Annotated in this window: 13 protein-coding genes and 1 pseudogene; 4 read left to right on the forward strand and 10 right to left on the reverse strand. The window is 48.6% G+C overall.

Features of this window, described 5'->3' with window-relative positions; translation table 11 throughout:
• The 8 genes and pseudogenes from FDW87_RS23100 to FDW87_RS19395 form a co-directional block, all read right to left on the reverse strand.
• Window positions 1–191, reverse strand: a pseudogene (locus tag FDW87_RS23100) (glycosyltransferase family 1 protein); the annotation flags it as partial.
• 14 nt (window positions 192–205) lie between these two features.
• Window positions 206–1,195 (reverse strand): glycosyltransferase family 2 protein, encoded by a 990-nt coding sequence (locus FDW87_RS19365; RefSeq protein WP_137380082.1) that lies wholly within the window; start codon window positions 1,193–1,195, stop codon window positions 206–208.
• A 4-nt stretch (window positions 1,196–1,199) separates the two neighbouring features.
• Window positions 1,200–2,570: a capsular biosynthesis protein gene (locus FDW87_RS19370; protein ID WP_137380083.1), complete on the reverse strand. Its 1,371-nt coding sequence runs from the start codon at window positions 2,568–2,570 to the stop codon at window positions 1,200–1,202.
• Entirely contained in the window at window positions 2,567–3,778 is a 1,212-nt protein-coding gene (locus FDW87_RS19375) for a lipopolysaccharide biosynthesis protein (protein WP_016157271.1), read from the reverse strand. Before FDW87_RS19375 ends, FDW87_RS19370 begins: the two co-directional genes overlap by 4 nt.
• Window positions 3,775–5,904 carry a tyrosine-protein kinase domain-containing protein gene (locus FDW87_RS19380; RefSeq protein WP_137367368.1) on the reverse strand — a complete coding sequence of 710 codons (2,130 nt, stop codon included), beginning with the start codon at window positions 5,902–5,904 and terminating at the stop codon, window positions 3,775–3,777. The genes FDW87_RS19375 and FDW87_RS19380 overlap by 4 nt, the downstream gene beginning before the upstream one ends.
• A 2-nt stretch (window positions 5,905–5,906) precedes the next feature.
• Entirely contained in the window at window positions 5,907–6,464 is a 558-nt protein-coding gene (locus FDW87_RS19385) for a polysaccharide biosynthesis/export family protein (RefSeq protein WP_016154118.1), read from the reverse strand.
• 1 nt (window position 6,465) lies between these two features.
• On the reverse strand, window positions 6,466–7,752 hold the full coding sequence (locus tag FDW87_RS19390) for an outer membrane beta-barrel protein (protein WP_053389470.1): 1,287 nt from the start codon (window positions 7,750–7,752) through the stop codon (window positions 6,466–6,468).
• Entirely contained in the window at window positions 7,742–9,157 is a 1,416-nt protein-coding gene (locus FDW87_RS19395; RefSeq protein WP_019077512.1) for an undecaprenyl-phosphate glucose phosphotransferase, read from the reverse strand. Before FDW87_RS19395 ends, FDW87_RS19390 begins: the two co-directional genes overlap by 11 nt.
• A 1,051-nt stretch (window positions 9,158–10,208) precedes the next feature.
• On the opposite strand from FDW87_RS19395, the gene FDW87_RS19400 reads away from it, so the two are divergent.
• Genes FDW87_RS19400 through FDW87_RS19415 form a run of 4 tightly spaced genes read left to right on the forward strand, consistent with a single transcriptional unit; the run spans window position 10,209 to window position 15,166 of the window.
• Window positions 10,209–10,781 (forward strand): fimbrial protein, encoded by a 573-nt coding sequence (locus tag FDW87_RS19400; RefSeq protein ID WP_019077514.1) that lies wholly within the window; start codon window positions 10,209–10,211, stop codon window positions 10,779–10,781.
• A gap of 54 nt (window positions 10,782–10,835) precedes the next feature.
• Window positions 10,836–11,507 carry a molecular chaperone gene (locus FDW87_RS19405; protein ID WP_019077515.1) on the forward strand — a complete coding sequence of 224 codons (672 nt, stop codon included), beginning with the start codon at window positions 10,836–10,838 and terminating at the stop codon, window positions 11,505–11,507.
• 13 nt (window positions 11,508–11,520) lie between these two features.
• Window positions 11,521–14,073: a fimbria/pilus outer membrane usher protein gene (locus FDW87_RS19410; protein ID WP_049270964.1), complete on the forward strand. Its 2,553-nt coding sequence runs from the start codon at window positions 11,521–11,523 to the stop codon at window positions 14,071–14,073.
• 10 nt (window positions 14,074–14,083) lie between these two features.
• Window positions 14,084–15,166 carry a fimbrial protein gene (locus tag FDW87_RS19415; protein ID WP_019077517.1) on the forward strand — a complete coding sequence of 361 codons (1,083 nt, stop codon included), beginning with the start codon at window positions 14,084–14,086 and terminating at the stop codon, window positions 15,164–15,166.
• Here FDW87_RS19415 and FDW87_RS19420 read toward each other — a convergent pair.
• Both FDW87_RS19420 and FDW87_RS19425 read right to left on the reverse strand, forming a co-directional pair.
• Window positions 15,159–16,610 carry a sensor histidine kinase gene (locus FDW87_RS19420; RefSeq protein ID WP_047414801.1) on the reverse strand — a complete coding sequence of 484 codons (1,452 nt, stop codon included), beginning with the start codon at window positions 16,608–16,610 and terminating at the stop codon, window positions 15,159–15,161. The genes FDW87_RS19415 and FDW87_RS19420 overlap by 8 nt on opposite strands.
• Window positions 16,597–17,067: winged helix-turn-helix domain-containing protein (locus FDW87_RS19425; protein ID WP_252363260.1), on the reverse strand; the 471-nt coding region annotated here is incomplete at its 5' end. The genes FDW87_RS19425 and FDW87_RS19420, both read right to left, overlap by 14 nt.

Consider the following 17,067-nt stretch of genomic DNA (forward strand, 5'->3'; position numbering starts at 1 on the left):
TTGCTCTCTTGGTGGTAGTCCACATTGCTGACGAAATAATCCGCATAGTCCGAAGGGAAATTATTCTCATGCTGCATCGAGAAATCAATAACCTGCACTCCGGCCTGTTTCAGCATCTCGCGCTCTTGAAAATAAACGGTTTCCGCGCCGCCTTTAATGAAAAAAAACTTATTCACTAATAAAACTTTCATTGCGCCAGCCTTAGTTATTCATGAATGATTTTACTGTCAGGCGGAGTCAACGGATCGCGTACTGGTTTAGTCAACCCTTTAACAAGTCCCGCAGAAAGCACGGCCAGGTTCATTACGCTCTGCAATCCGTTCAATAACGATCGATTCTTCACGGTTTTCAAGATAATAAAGGCTAGCAAGGGTAGAAATGCAATATCGAAAAGTTCGAGATTGAAGGTCACCGCCGCAATAAACAAGGCAATCAGATACACAGAAAAAATCGCCTCGTTCTTAACCATTTTTAACGCTTTGCCGAAATAAGGTTTTCCCCACGCACAACGTAAAAGCTCGCCCGGTGCCTGATAGTATCCACTTTTCCAGCGGTGCTTCAGCATCTGAAAGGTCGGCATGGTATGCGAAGTATGGATAAAATACGGAATATTCAGACGGCGTAGTTTATAACCCGCATCGAGCAAACGCAGGCCAAGTTCAGCTTCTTCATAAGCGTGCAAATTACGGTTGGTGAGATAACCAATTTTCTCAATCGCAGAGCGGCGATATAACCCACCACCGCCTAAATGGTCGCTATCTCCAAGCGGATAGATTTTACTAATACGCTGCTTACGCGATTTAAATTCATAGTTAACGGCATCGTCCATTTCAACGGTTCCCGCGACACCTGCATATTCCGGCTCAGCCTGCAAAAAAGCGACAGCCTGATCCACAAAGCCCTCTTCCAGCTCCATGTCGCCGTCCATCAGCAACAGATATTCCCCTTCACTATACAGATAACCTAACTGATGCCCGACGCCGCAGCAGCGATCGCCTGGGTCAGTTAAAGAGACCACGGTCACCCCTTTATCGATCGCAAGCTGTTGGGTGTTATCCGTTGACAGGCTATCTGCCACTATAATCTTATGTGGATAATCAACAAGCTGCCTGCGGATACTGTCTATCGTTTTCTCAATACATTCAGATTCATTGAGTGTTTTAATACTCACTGAAATAAACGGTTTTTGGTCCATACAATTACCCTACACAGCGAAGGACGGTTCGACGAATCACTAAACTTGATCCTAGTGATAAATAGAACAGGAATTGTAACATCGGTGTAATCATCAGTATCTGGCTGTAAGGTAAGCTAATTAAGCAACTGATAGCAAAAGCGTTAAACGCCGGTGCAAAGCTCAGCAACTGAAGATCCTGCTGGTCCAGTTGTTCAAGCGTCAGTAATGGCTTTGGCTGACAAACTTTCAGGATATAAATGAATAAGCTAATAAAAAGTAACGTGCCGATCACCCCGACTTCCCACAGCAGCATACTCAGGGAAGTCGAGTCGAGAATTAAGTTATAAATGATATTCAAAAAGCCCGGCGATACCGTACTCCCGCTGTTTGTGGCGTTGAGCCCATAACCAAATAACGTTCCTGAAAGCCCCCACAGATCGTTATTTTTCAACCAGAACAGGAACGTCGTAAAGCGCCCTAACTCCCCGGTAGACATGATGTAGTTCGGGTCAAAGATATAGCTTAAGGAGTCGATGAAAATGCTTAACGAGCTTTTCGACGGATCGCCGCCAAACGCGGAAGAATAATAGTACGCGAGGATCACTATCGACAGGCTAATAAGCAGCAGCATGCCCGCCACAATAACCAACAGCGTCTTCAGATTAACCTTACTGACGTCTTTGACGTAGCTCGGTGAGATCCACACCCACGCGAGGAACAGAGGTGACAGCAGAATGACGAACTTCACTTCACCAATAATACATAGCCCGATCCCAAGAACAATGTGCAACGCCATGGACTTGAACGTGGCCAACCCGTGCTTATACTCAGAGACTTTTAACAACATAATCAACAGGCAAAACAGGCCCATCGCAGCAGTGTTACCGCCCCCCATGGGGTCACCGCCAAACGTGCCAACCACGGAGTCCCATTTCTCATCTTCGCCACGCACCGCAACGCGCTGGGGAACGACCAGTAAAACCTGATAAATCATTACCGGGATTTGCGCGTAAAACACCCAGTACAGATAGCGCGTTGCACGGTAAATCTGCGACTCCCGGCAAAATCCCAGCAGCAAACAGATCATCACCAGTGACAATGCGATTTCATTTTTAAATGCCACAATCGCGACGGTGATCCCGCCCTGAATCAGCGTCGATGTTCCGGCCAGTATCAGGAACGAAAAATACAACGCCAGGACAATCGTCTCCTGCGCATCCAGCTGCAGCGAGCCATCACGCGTCTGCATCACCAATAATCCCACCATCAACAGGGTCAGGAAAAAGGGGATCCACAGCACCGACTGCATGCCGGTAAAGTATTGCACCAGGCCACACAGGATCAGCGTGATAAAGCTAAAAACCTGTAAATAGTATCCGGTATTCAGCGTCATAGTATCACCGGCTTGTCTTTCAGAAGATTGGCTCGCTTATTCATTTTCAGATAAATGAAGGCGTAGCGAATAAATGTCAGTGAAGAAAACAGGATAACCGACGTGGCATAATCTTTATGAAAATAGGGAATGACGACAAATGCGAATAACACAATCGCCAGCTGTTCCAGTTGGATACGCAGAAAATAGCGGTGGGAACCAAAAATAAGCTCAATCACCGTCAGAGGGCTTATCGCCAGCGCCGGGAATAAATAGGGCAACATGTAGCGCGACGTTTCAATGGAGTTAATCCAGTCTTCGCTAAAGCCCAGACGCATCACTATTGGATAGAAAATAAACACCCCGAGAGTACAGATAACCCCCAGAACCAACAGTAGCATCCGTACCCTGGTATATTCATGAAAATTAAAGGTATTATTTCTGAAGTCGATAGACCACTTGGAAAAAATAGTATTGCGCACTGCGTTGCCGATGATCACCACCGGCGCCAGGCAAAAGCGGCTAACCACGGAAAAATAACCTGCCGTCAGCGCCGAGAACCAAAAGTTAATCAACATAATCGGCAAATTGCTGCTGGCCATCGCCAGCACTTCCGCACTACCGACTTTGGTAATGTGATGGATATTTTGTTTGAAAAAATGCCAGTTACTGGCAGGTCGCAAATGTCTGGCCGCCACGGAACGAATATCAAACGAATGCAAAATACAGCTTATGGTCAGCACCATCGTCGCGCAGGCCCATGACCAATAAAACAGTTGCACCTGATGCGTAACCAGAACCGAAAGTAATACCACCACAGAGACAGAGATGCGCTGGAAAATCAGAAAACGAAAATTGGCCGTGCGCAGCGACAGGTTTTCCGAGATTAAAACCCACGCCGTCGCCAGCGTCAGCAAATAGAGGAACAGGATGTTCTGGTGAAACAGCCACGCTGTCAGTACGGCGTACGGTAAGGCAATGATCGTGCTTTGGATCAGGCAAAATACGACGTTCTGTACCAGTTCGTCGTCGTGCTGTTTTGGAATTAAAAGCTGCGATGCAAAGGTACACACCTGCGCGCCCACCACGGCGATGCTGTAATTGAGCGCGTAAAGCCCCACCTCAGCCATATCATACTTGTGCGAAATCAACCAGATAGACAGCGCACCAATCAACTGCGAGATGACTGATGAACCAGCTATCGTGGAAGCGCTCTTCAGTAGACTCATACCCGGCCTGGCGTCGTCATCAGTTGATCGGTACTGAAGTTAAGTGAACGCAGACCCTCCTGGGTTTCAAGATCTTTTTCTTCAACCGCATTGAGTACCGCGCCAATCACCACGCCGTTATTTTCCTCAATCTTATCCAGTGCGCTGGCGATGTGTACCGCCGACCCCACCCCGGCTTTCACAATGAAAACAACCCCATCAACGGCACGTTTGATCAGTTGAACATCCTGACTCTGATTCACAGCAGCAACATCAATAATGATGCGCTGATAATGCGATTTCAGTTCGCGCATTAAGGGTTCAACGTGCTCCGACGACAGCATCAGTAAAGAAGAGATGGTGCTCTTGCCGTGCGCAATAAAGTCGAGATTATCACTGAGCGTGATCCGCGCCTGTTCCAGCTGAGTCTCTCCGCGCAGCAGCTCAGCCAGGCCTGCGGATGTGGCTGATGCCAGTTCAGAAGAAAGCCCGCCCGTATTAAAGAAATCCGCATCAATTAGCAGCGTTTTCTGGTCAAAACTAAAGGAGTTCGCTAACAGATTCGCCAACAAAGAACGCCCATCACCGTGTTCCGTCGATGCCACGGCGAGCGTCTGTAATGGACGATTATCCAGCATAATCCGGGTACGGATACCGTGCACAATATCGGCATTCAGCGGGTTCTTCAGGATCATGTCCCGCACTTGCGCACGCCCTGAGGTTCCACTAAAACGACGGATTTCGCCCAGCGGGGTAACGTTGAGGCGCTTTTTCATGCGACTCAGGCTAGCGATTGAGTTATCCATCGCCGCTTTGACAATGAAATACATGATGCTGAACACGACCACCAGCATGACCACCATCACCAACAGCAGTGATTTATTCGGCTTCGCCGGTTTTAGTGCGGGAACAGCGGGATCGTATAACACCGCATCGGCATTCACGCCGGACAGCGACAGCTCCTGAGTACGCTGATAGAGCGATTTATACAGGTCTTCCATTTTATCTAACGACAGTTTTTGGCCGTTCCAGGCATCCCGTTTTGACGCCATTTTCTGGAAGATCTCTTTCTGCTGTTCCACCTGTTGCTGATAGTTCTTTTCATCCGCCAGCGCCGCCAGATATTGCTGACGTAAGCCGACTTTCAGCTCACCCAACACCCGTCCGGTTTGGCTTTGGATCGACTGAACATCGGCCTCTGCTTTTAAAATGGCGGGGTTTTTTGGCCCATAAACTTTGCGCAGTTCAGACAACGTACGCTGCGCCTGAATCAGCGCAATGCGCAGATCCTGAATCTGAGCGTGGTTAGAGACCGAAGGCAGCGAGATAACGCTTTCGGCGGACTTCCCTGCGCCATTCACTTCGTTATAAACGGATTCAGCGGCAACACGACGTTGGGTCGCATCGGCCAGACGATTGGTCACGATACTTAACTGCTCGGTTTCAAAACCATCGATACCGCGAAAGGTCAACAGCCCGGCATTTTTCAGATAGCTTTCCATCTCTTCTTTTTGCTTCGCTATCGACTTCTGAATCTCTTCCATTTTTTCATAATTCAGTTCGCGGGCTTTCTCTACTTTCTGACGCTTTTGCTCCAGCGTATAGTTGATGAAAGCCTGCGCGACGCCGTTGGCGATATCAGCCGCAACCTGGGGCGAAGTCGATTCATAGGTAATAGAGGCGAGGTTCGTTGTCCGAATACCGATGACATTCAGGTTTTTCGACAACGTTTTCAGCGCCAGCTCCATTCTCAGTTGCCGACTTTCACTGCTATCAGCGCCCTGAGCATCGGCTTTTTCCCCGGTAAATGCCGGGTTTTCATCCAGCTTCATATCGCGAACGGCTTGCTCGAGCACAATTCGTGAATGCATCAACGCATATTGCGTTTCGTAGTAACCACTGCGCGTTGAATCGAAACCATCAACCTGTGGGAACGGAGAAACGTTATCGGCCTGCGCCTTAATCAGCACCGTCGCCGTTGATACATACTTTGAGGACATCATGCTGATTAACGGATAAGCCACGACCCCGGCAACGATACCGGCCAGCGCGATTTTCCAGGCGTTCTTTTTCAGCGCTTTGGCAAAGCGGGAGAATTCAACAGTGCTTTCTCGTTTTTTGCCGTTTTCCACTATTGATAGTTTCATCGTCAGAAGAACCCCATGCCAATAATCACGACATCCCCAGGATGAACAGAGTGCGTTAAATCAACATTCTCAAGCAGCTGATTGCTACCTGACAGGCGAATGTTGATATCTTGACGATCAGCACGATCTGTAAATCCCCCCGCCTGCGCAATAGATTTCTCGACGGTAAGTCCTGGCTCATAAGCGAATCCATTCGGACTTTTCACCTCGCCAGAAACATAGTATTTACGGAACTCGGCAATACTCACCGTCACCATCGGTGTTGTAAAATAATCTCCAGTCAGGCGTTGAGTTAATTCGTTAGTCACCTGCTCAACAGTTTTATCTTTTAAAATAAGAGCACCAACAAACGGGAAATTAATCTCCCCACTCTTATCCAAAATAAACCGCATCGTCATATCGGGTTGACCATGAACAGCGATATTGACAGTATCCCCTGCCCCAAGTCGGTAATCCTGCTGAACAGTAGCAGGATCGTCCATTAATCTCGGGCTGGACGTTGTGCATCCGACCATCAGGATACTGAATAGCAAAACCGCGCACAGTTCTATTATTTTCATTTTAGATCTGAACCTTAGCTTTAAGCATAATCATAGAATTATCATAACCCAACGTTCTGATGACTTCCTGATTGTCGTTGGGACCGATATAAAACGAATCAGTATCCTTATTCGAATTCAACGTATCTATTTGATATTTAATCTCAAAATTGACCGACGGTGTGTAGTCATAGCTCATGGTTACGCTAAATACCCCATCTTTATCATGCCGATCTTTATTCTGTTTTTTATAGTCTTCTGAAGTGTATGAGTAATCCAGCAAGGTAGAGAAACGGTTGCCTAACCAGAAGTGCTGGTAAGAAAGACCATACTGGGTGACTAAAATATATCCCCCAACTTCCGATGGGTCTTTAATGCTTTGCGCTGAGTGCACCGTGAAAACAGACTGTTGTAACGGCTTCCACTCCCCTTTTACATCCCAGTTTAGACCATTAAAATCATGCGAGTTTGCGTTGTTTTCAAATGTCTTGTACAACCATGAAATATTCATGTCGACATTGGTTTTTCCCGTCAACTGTGACTTCAGGCCATACAGTAAATAATACTCATTAGTGTCTTTTTCTGAGTTGTTATCATAGTGACGCTGGTTAGTAATAAAGCTATAGCGAAAACGCGTTCTGGATGTGTATTGGTCAAAAATTTCTGCCACCAGGCTATTTTCGTGCCATTCCTGTTCCTGAATGTAATTGTAGAAATCTTCACTACTCTCCTGGGCGTCAGACGTATTGCCGAACGTCAGTTTTTTGTATAACAACGCCAGTTCCGCTTTCCCGCGCCCATCCGGCGCGCCATAGCTATAGCGCAATTCACTGTTAATAAAATTCGTCGTCAGCGGAGATTTAATCCCATACTGCTCGAATTGACCCGGTAGAAACCCCTCAGTGATCCCTCGACCGCGGGATTCGTGCCCAAGCGTATCCTCCAGATTGAGTGTTAAGCCGTGCTTGAGCCCATAGCGCCAGGCACCGTTAAAACGGAAAAAATGATCGTTATAGTTATCAGCGGAATCGCTTGAGTAGTTACGATAATCACCGGAGTACATCAGTAAATACTTATCCTGACCGCGCTCTCCGATCATACTCAAAACGGGCGCTGCGCTCTGAAACGAGGAACCGATAGCATCTCTGCTATGTGGCTGATAAGACACGTTATCATTATAACCATAGTCCACAGCGACCTTGCCCTGGAAGTCGATCCCCGCAAAGCCAATGTGTGATTTCGGTGTTAAATCAGCCCATACGGGCTGCGATATCACGATTCCGGTAATCACGAGTAATTTAGTATGCATTCTTACCGATAAATCCTTTAAAAATAGTTTTAATAATAATTTTTATATCCAACCATAAAGACCAGTTTTGAATGTACTCAATATCGTACTGAACCCTTTTTTCCATCTTATAAAGCGCATCGATTTCCCCGCGGAAACCGTTGATCTGCGCAAGCCCGGTGATCCCAGGCTTAACTTTATGGCGGATCATGTAATTTTCGACCTGTTTACGGTACTGCTCATTATGCGTAACCGCATGAGGTCTGGGACCGACAATCGACATACTTCCCTGCAATACATTGATAAATTGCGGTAGTTCATCCAGTGAGGTACGGCGTAAGAAACTACCAAACTTGGTTACTCGTGGATCGTTTTTAGTGGCCTGAATAACCGTATCGGCGTTCTCCATAACGCGCATCGAGCGAAACTTCCAGACCTTAATTTTTTGCCCGCTAAGACCATACCGGTCTTGTTTGAAAAAGACTGGCCCGCGGGAAGTGAGTTTGATTCCAATGGCAATGGCCAACATCAGCGAAGAAATCATCACCATAATGATGCTACCAAGCACCAAATCTTCCGCCCGCTTGATAAACGAACCCGCCCCTTCGAACGGCGAACTAAAAATGCCAATAGTTTGCAGGTTGTGAATGGAGCGCAGCTTGGACATGTTGTTACTGTAGGTGTGGAAGTCAGGAACAATATACGTATCTACGGTGGTGTCTGACATCATCGCCAAAAAATGACGAATGCGTTGTAAAGCTACCATCGGTAAAGCGATGTAGATTTCGTCTATATTTCCCTGCCGGGCTTCCTCAACCAGATTGATCACCGGCCCACGAAAGGGGCTTTTAACCTTATCGACGATATCGCCACAGCGGGATAAGGCGCGCTCATCATAAAAAGCCAGATCTAATGTGATATTAGCGTATTCATCCATTAACGCGTTTTCTGCCGCCAGGCCATTGTCGGTCAGACCAATAATCGCCACACGCATACTCTTTTTCGTTGAATATTTAAAAATGAAAAAGCGAATGTAATAAAGAAAAGGTAATGGGATGAAGTACCAGTAAATAATCGCTGAATAAAAGGGGGAAGGCAGTTTGTCTAAGTAGCCGAGAGACTCGGGTTCAGCCACCGTCATGCTGACCAGTTCGTTCAGAAAAATCGCCAGTAGTGTACAAAAAACCAACCGTTTTTGATTACGTAAACCGATCGTCTTAATCTTTTGTTGATACATTTTAATGTATTCAGCAAACAGTAAGAAAAAGACTGAGAAGAGAATACTCAGAATGGCAATGGTGTTAAATGGCGCCAGACCTAACAGATGGGCGCTAAAAATTAACGTCGCATTGATTACAATGAAATCGACCAGCTTTAAAAAGACTGGATATCCCTGGCTGCTAATCTTTAGCGATTTTTTAAGCATATCTCAGCCCATTATTTATTGATCTTTAATTGTTTTTTTCTCATTTATGTTGCTAATTATATCACAAGTCTTAAAAACGCAATGGCACACTGTCAGTAAATGTAAAAAACAATGTAATACAATGTGATGGGTTTCGCACCATACAAATGCAACCCAATGATTTAGATGATTATTTATTGGTAATATTTTTTAATTTCATCCTTAAAAAACATGATTAATTGCAACATAAACGTCATTGACAGATCACAATTCATAAGCTACCAGTGGCTAGAATCACATGATGAGCGCCTGACAACGGGTTAACCTTACAAAAAGCAATACTTTGTCCAAACCTCGTTGCGCTACGCTCAGTGATGAGAGTCCTGGAGAGCGACAAGAAGAAATCAATAAGTGTATTTATAATTCCCACCATAAAAATAACTTAGTAACACATTTACAAAGCAATGATTAGCAACCTTATTATAAATAAGGTATTTTACGAAGAGTCTGCGATTGCTTTCATTTTCACGCTCAAATTTCAAAAAAAAAAACGAATAGTAAAAAAATTTAGTTTAAATAATTGTAGCAACTCCGATGAGTAGAAGCGGCAAGCATGGCTTAAATTAAAACGATAGCCAATCATTGAGAAAATGCGTGTTACATATTACTAATGTCAACATTCTGCATGAACACACCTTTAACATCAGAGTTTACAGCGCTTACCAACACATCAATTTAAAATAAAGAGAAGAGAATAAATGACAGCATTAAAATTTTGTTAAAAGCAGCGTAAATCGCCCCAACGAATTATTGATAACAATGTATACACTTTTGTTAAGATATATATAAAAACACCTTCCAAAGCCATTCAATCATGCCAAAAAAATTTTGTTTACTTATTTTTCGCAAATAAATAATATCCGCGCCGGATTACTTGTTGAGCAATTTACGCACGTTAATCATTTCTTTCAAATGAAGTCCTACATCATTTTTTGACGTTGATGAACTCCAGCTGAATCTGTGCCTCTGACAAGTACTTTTCTGGGTAAATAATAAATTTAACGGAGTTATGATGATGAAAACTGCACTTACCAGCAGTGTACTGGTCGCTTTGTTTGCCGCTAATGCTGGCGCAGCAGCGAATTACGTTACCACTGCCGCAACAGGTTCTAAAGCCACCGCGACGGTCCATTTTACCGGTGAAATTGTTGCCAGTACCTGCGTGGTGAGCACAGCAAACCAGCCAGGTAAAACAGTGGCATTGCCACAAGTTACCAACCAGCTATTTAGCGGCGCGGGCTCTAGCACCGGTGATACTCCGTTTACGTTGCAATTTAGCGGCTGTAGTGGGGTAACTGGAGGAAGCGGCTATGTGGTGGTCTTTACCGGTAAAACCCCTGGCAGTAACACAGCACTTCTGGAAGCGAAACGTGGCTCGGCTTCTGCCACCGATGTTGGCATCGAAGTGGATCAAGCGGGTCATGCCCTCGATTTCGCTTCCGGTAGTAATGAGGTGAGCTTAAAAGCAGATCAAAATGGCGATGCACAAATCGATCTGGTCGCCAAATATCAGCAAATTGGCGGAACGCTGCCTGCGGCTGGCACGATCACTGCGGATATGAATTACACCGTCATTTATAAATAACGGACGTTGATTGCTATGGATGGCACTCTTCCCTGAACCTGGAAAGTGCACCTGATGAATAAAATATTCTTTTACCTGCTGCTGTGTGTGATTAGCACCGCTCACAGCGCAATTAATTTGGGTCAAACGCGCGTTATTTATAATGAGAACGATAAAGCGGCGATGTTTGACGTCAACAATAATACAGACAAGCCATATATGGTACAGACGTGGCTGGATAATGGTAATCCGGATGAGACGCCTGCCAATCTGCCAATGTTAATTACGCCCCCGATCCTGAAACTTGACGGCCATAAATCAGCCGTGTTGCGAGCTATTTATCAGGGCAACGGCTTTCCTGAGGATGTTGAATCTGTAGTGTGGATTAATGTGCAGGAAATCCCCACCATCGAGAATGAAGAAAATACCTTACAGCTGGCGCAGCGTATTCGCATCAAACTATTTTATCGCCCTGTTGGGCTGAATATGACGCTACCTGAAGCCGTTGAGAAATTACAGTGGCAGTGCCACGGTCATACTCTGCGGGCGGTCAATGCGACGCCGTTACATATCTCCCTGACGCAATTACATATTAACGGCCAAAACATTGATGCCGACATGATTAATCCGCATGGCGAACGCACGTTTGCGTTGTCACAGCAAAAAGTCAGCCATATCGGTTTTAGCTGGGTAGATGATTACGGCGGCACTAACGCGGTTAATAACGTCCCGGTATCTTGCAATTAAGCTGGGGTTGCACATGATGAAAAAAAATAAGCACCCGCAACGGTACACCCTCTTTACGCTGTCAACGCTGGCCGTGTGCATACCTGCATACGCCAGCAGCACGCCGCAGTTTAATACCCGTTTTGTACATGGTACGCAAAATATTACCTCCGTAGTGCAAATAGCCCGTAATGACGGACTTAGCGAAGGCACGTTTGAATACGATATATATCTAGACCATAGCTTCGTCGAAACGCGCAATGTTGACTTTAAAAGACGTCAACCACAAGGCAAGCCGCAACCTTGCCTGAGCGCGGACGATCTGCGCAAATACGGGATTAAAATCCCTGAAGGTAACGCCGATACCTGCGTGGAGCTCACGGCTCTGATCGCAAACAGTCGCCTGACGGCAGATGCAAACTACCAGCGCATTGATATTTCAGTACCAGAAGCGTTTCTGCTTTCGACTGCGCATGACGCCGTGCCTGAATCGGCCTATGACGATGGGATTAATGCCGCTTTTGTCGGCTACAACGCCAATACGACGCACCTGATTGAACAGGGCCAGGATCATGACTCTGTTTTTGCCAGTTTTGCCAACGGTATAAACCTGGCGGGATGGCATTTTCGTAACCAGTCTACTTTCAGCTATGCCAGCGGTTCAGGCCGTCAATGGCAGGCGGTTTCCACGTGGGTGGAACGTAATATTATTGCGCTGCGTAGCCGCTTGCGCTTCGGGCAAACATATACGGACGACGATGTATTTGACAGCATCCAGTTTACCGGGGCACAGCTCACCAGCGATGAAAACATGTTGCCTGATAGCCAACGCGATTTTGCGCCAGTCGTTCGCGGCGTCGCCAATAGCAATGCCACAATCGAAATCCGTCAAAATGGCTATCTGATTTACAGCAAAAACGTCGCGCCAGGCGCGTTTGACATTGACGATATCAACCCCAGCAACCAAAGCGGCGACCTGAACGTTAGCGTTATTGAAGCCGATGGCAGTCGGCGTAATTTCAGTGTGCCTTATTCGGCGGTACCGAACATGCTGCGTGCAGGTAACAACCGCTTTCAGTTTACGGCAGGGGAATACCGCGACGGTTACAGCGGCGGCTGGCGGCCCCGCTTTGTTCAAGGCACATTGAGTTATGGTCTCAGCTTTGGCTCCACGTTGTACGGTGGTTTCCTGACCGCAGAAAGCTATAATGCGATTGCCACCGGGATCGCTCAGGATCTGCACCAGTTCGGCGCGATCTCTTTCGATATCACTACCGCCAGAGCGCAGCTCGCCAGTGGAGATGCGTCCACAGGACAAAGTTATCGTTTCTTATACTCCAAATCGCTGAACCAGTACGGTACGGATTTCCGTCTGGTAGGCTACCGCTACAATACCTCCGGTTATTACAGCTTTAGCGACACCATTAACGAGCATAACAGTTGGTCCTCGGGCTATTACGACATCGCCTATGACGACCCGAATCAACAGCTGCGTTTTCCTGGCGAAGAGCACAACAAAAAGCATTACTACACCACTAACTACAATAATCGCCGCCAACGTTTTGAGGTCTCTGTTAACCAGCGTTTGTGGGATAACGCCTCTCTTTACGTCAGCGCCAGCCAGCAAAACTACTGGCACAACGGGAGTCACGACCGCACGATACAGCTGGGTTACAACGATACACTGGGGAAAATCAACTGGAGCGTTTATGTACAGGATACCCGTAACCAGTACGACTACCAGGACCGCAGTATCAACCTGACGCTTTCCATTCCATTCGATTTCATGGATAGCCGCGGCTTTGTCTCCACCAACATCATGCATAGCCAGCAGAATGGCGACAGCTACTCCACCAGCTACAGCAATACAGCATTTGACGATCGTCTGAGCTGGGGCGTTCAGGGCAGTACCACCGATCGACAGGATTCCTCTGCCGGGGTTAACGCCGCCTGGCAAGGTGACAAGATGAATGTTCAGGGGGGCTACAGCGCAGGACGCAACTACCAGAATATGAATATGGGCATCAGCGGCGGGGCAATGCTGCACGCAGGCGGCGTGACGCTCATGCACTCTCCTGGCGATACCATGGTGTTGGTCGAAGCCAAAAATGCCGACGGTGTCCATATCCAGCAACAAAATGGCGTGGCAATTGACGGTAACGGCTATGCGGTCCTTACCGCCGCAGACGCATGGCATTACAACGTGGTGAGTCTGAATACCGCTGATATTGGTGCCGGGCTGGATATTCCGCAGGCACAGAAAAAAATTGTTCCAACAGAGAAAGCCATCGGCAAAGTGGTGTTTGAAACCTTCAGCGGCCGCAACTATCTGGTCAATGCCGTCATGCCCGGCAATATTGCCCCCCCGGTCGGCGCGAACGTACGAGATACCAAAGGTCGTAGCCACGGTCTGGTCGGTATGCATGGCGCACTGTATGCCAGCGGCGTGGAGGACAATTCTCGCCTGGAAGTGCGCTGGGGCTCCCACGCAAATGAACACTGCTTTATTCAAATGCCGGATAACCATAACCAGCCGGTGAAGAAAATCGGATATACACAAATTACCGCCCAGTGCGTCGGCTCGTAAGGTGCAATCAATGAATCCGTTAAAAATAGTTAAACTCGTGGTGCTGCTTTGTTTGCCGATATTCAGTAGTGCAAGCTATGCGGTTACCTGTACAGCAAACAGCGTCTCCGTACACGTTGATCCCATTAAAATCAGCCACAGTACCACCGCTGGGGACACCGTTTGGGTGTCCAATCCACAAACCGTTAGCGTCACTTGCCGCGACACAGACTATATGCCCCACGGCGAAGCCGCCAGAATCTACATCGACCCTGATCATGAGTTTGCGCATTTTCTGCAGGGAACCAATATGAAACTGGTGGTGAGCATTGATGGTCGCCCCTACGATCAAAGCGCCCAGGCCGTCACCACCCAATATCAGGCAACGTTGCCCCGAGCAGGTTCAGACAACTACTGCAGGAGTAATAACCACAGCCATACCAGTGACTGCCAGGCGCGCCCACAAACATTTTCTTTCACCTTTAACCTCAGTCTGGTCGCTACCGGAAAACTCCCGGATCCTTTGCCTGCGCTGGCCGGTCGCACCATCAACAAAGTTTTTGTCGTCGACGGTATTGGCAGCATTAACGCCTGCGGTTCGCATTGCTCCACCAGCAATCCGGCAAAAAACTTTGGCCCCGCGCTTAATGGCCTGAATAACATCAGTTATATCAACTGCGAACCGATCGTCTCTATCAGCTCTGACAAAGGAACGGATACCGTCGAGTTTGGCAGGATCAGCATTACCGAAGCAAAAGTGGGAAAAGATAACAGCCACAGTAAACAGTTTGCCGTTATTGCCGCAGAAGCCGCCGGGAAGCATGAATGTCGCGGCATCAACTACGCGGTAACGTTTACCGGCACCACGAGCAACAGCGGCGCAGTTTTTACCGGTCAGGGTACGCCAGATATCGGCGTTACGCTCCAGGATGCTGCACACCCCGGCTCCGGGGACATTATCAGCGGCAACCGTATCGATTTTGCCAGCAGCGCGTTTACCAACCAGAGCGACAGCCGACGCAAAGAGTTCATGGCAACCCTGTTCTGGCTGAAAAATCCTCCCCAACCCGGCACATTTAGTATCCCTGTCAATGCGACGGTGACCTTTAAATAACAGGCGCAGGACGATGCTGATCGTCCTGCGCGTCTCGCACCAGGCATAAAAACCGCAGTCGTACGCTTAACCCGCCTAATGTTTCACTCCGTGATAGCTGAGGGTGCGAGCGGTGCAGACGAGCAATGTCGTTGACCAGCGCCAGGCCTATCCCGGCGCCAGGGACATTACCGACGTTATCAAGGCGATGAAACGGTAGCAGCGCCTGGTGCACCATCTGCTCATCGATACCCGGCCCGCTATCTTCAACCACCAGCACCACCGCCTCTCCTTTTCGCAGCAGACGGGCGGTTACCACACCATGCGGCGGCGTGTATTTCAGTGCGTTATCCAGCAGATTCCCGCACAGTTCGCCAAGCAGGACTTCATCGCCCTCAATCCACACCGCATCCTGTTCCCCTTCATAGCCCAGATCGATCCCTTTACTGCGCGCCTGCGCCAGTCGCGTGAAACAACTGCTTTGCACCACCTCATACAAATTAACCGGCGAGAAGTGCCTTTCTCCTTGCTCTTTGCGCTTCACAGCCGACAGCTGTAACAGCCTTTCCGTCAGTTGAATGGTGTTGTCCAGCGTGGAGCTCATGGCTTGCAGACTCTCATACCATTGCTGCGGCTGCTGGCTGGCGAGGGCCACCGCCGCCTGAGTTTTTAGCACCGCCAGCGGCGTTTTAAGCTGATGAGAAGCATCCGCGCTGAAGCGCTCCTGGCGAGAGATCAGGCCGCGAAGTCGGTCCAGATAACGGTTGAATGCCACAATCAACAGACGGGTTTCCGACCACGGCAGCAGCTCTGGCAGCGGCGTCAGCAGCCCAGGCTCGCGACGCACCATCAGCGATGACAGCTGGCGCATCGGGCGTAACACCCGACGCAGCAGCCAGCCGACCAGCACCAGCGTGAGCAGCACCAGCAGCCCTTGCGAAACCCACGAGGAAAACAGCAGCTGTCGCGCCAGGTAACGTCGCGATTGCAGCGTTTCGGCGACATAAATCTCGGCCATGCCGATAATGCCGCCCTCGTTGACGGGCTGCAGCAGACGCGCCACGCGAATTGCCTCCCCGCGATATTCAGTGTGATAAAACCACGCCAGCGCCGGATAAAGCCGCGTACGCGATGTCGCAGGCGGCATCGCAGGTAAATCGTCATAACCTGAGATAACCTTCCCCGCCGGATCGACCACCTTGTAATACAACCTGTCGTTCATATTCAGTTCAAAGCTGTCCAGCACCACCCACGGCACATTCACTTCCAGCTGTTTGTTGTGCACCACCAGTCGCTCGGAGACGGTTCTGGCAGACGAGAGCAGCGTCCGGTCATACGCCTGCGTCGCCGCCTGTAGCGCGCTGACATAGCTGTTAAATGCCGACAACCCCCACAACAACATGAGCGGCAAACCCAGAAACATCAGCAGTTGCAGGTACAACGATTGGGGTTTAACCCACTTCATCGCTACGCTCCAGCACATAGCCCAGCCCGCGTAGCGTGGCGATGCGCACATCGCTTCCCTGTAGCTTTTTACGCAGACGATGGATGTACAATTCAATGCTTTCCGGGCTGACCTCATCGTTTAGACTGAAGACCTGTTCAAACAACTGCTGACGCGAAACCGGTCGCAATCGACGGTACATCAGCACCGTCAGCAATGCCTGTTCGCGCGGCGTGAGCGCCAGCGGCTGCCCCTGCAACAGAAAATAGCCCTCATCGTGAAACGCCAGTTCGCCCAGTTGCTGTATGCCCTGCACCTGCCCCGCGCTGCGGCGTAGCAAAGCCCTCAGCCGGGCATCCAGCTCCTCGATTTCAAACGGTTTTGCCAGATAATCATCGGCCCCGACGTTCAATCCTTTCACCCGATCGGCCACCGCGCTGCGCGCCGTCAGCAGCAGCACAGGAAGCGCCTGCCCGCG

The organism is Citrobacter sp. wls826, assembly GCF_005281245.1.
GTDB classification, from domain to species: domain Bacteria; phylum Pseudomonadota; class Gammaproteobacteria; order Enterobacterales; family Enterobacteriaceae; genus Citrobacter; species Citrobacter braakii.

Bases quoted from the DNA above. Each gene is read 5' to 3' on its own strand.
- FDW87_RS19390 (WP_053389470.1), bottom strand. From the start codon at position 7,752: ATGCATACTAAATTACTCGTGATTACCGGAATCGTGATATCGCAGCCC.
- FDW87_RS19395 (WP_019077512.1), bottom strand. From the start codon at position 9,157: ATGCTTAAAAAATCGCTAAAGATTAGCAGCCAGGGATATCCAGTCTTT.
- FDW87_RS19400 (WP_019077514.1), top strand. From the start codon at position 10,209: ATGATGAAAACTGCACTTACCAGCAGTGTACTGGTCGCTTTGTTTGCC.
- FDW87_RS19380 (WP_137367368.1), bottom strand. From the start codon at position 5,904: ATGAAACTATCAATAGTGGAAAACGGCAAAAAACGAGAAAGCACTGTT.
- FDW87_RS19375 (WP_016157271.1), bottom strand. From the start codon at position 3,778: ATGAGTCTACTGAAGAGCGCTTCCACGATAGCTGGTTCATCAGTCATC.
- FDW87_RS19415 (WP_019077517.1), top strand. From the start codon at position 14,084: ATGAATCCGTTAAAAATAGTTAAACTCGTGGTGCTGCTTTGTTTGCCG.
- FDW87_RS19405 (WP_019077515.1), top strand. From the start codon at position 10,836: ATGAATAAAATATTCTTTTACCTGCTGCTGTGTGTGATTAGCACCGCT.
- FDW87_RS19370 (WP_137380083.1), bottom strand. From the start codon at position 2,570: ATGACGCTGAATACCGGATACTATTTACAGGTTTTTAGCTTTATCACG.
- FDW87_RS19420 (WP_047414801.1), bottom strand. From the start codon at position 16,610: ATGAAGTGGGTTAAACCCCAATCGTTGTACCTGCAACTGCTGATGTTT.
- FDW87_RS19410 (WP_049270964.1), top strand. From the start codon at position 11,521: ATGATGAAAAAAAATAAGCACCCGCAACGGTACACCCTCTTTACGCTG.
- FDW87_RS19385 (WP_016154118.1), bottom strand. From the start codon at position 6,464: ATGAAAATAATAGAACTGTGCGCGGTTTTGCTATTCAGTATCCTGATG.
- FDW87_RS19365 (WP_137380082.1), bottom strand. From the start codon at position 1,195: ATGGACCAAAAACCGTTTATTTCAGTGAGTATTAAAACACTCAATGAA.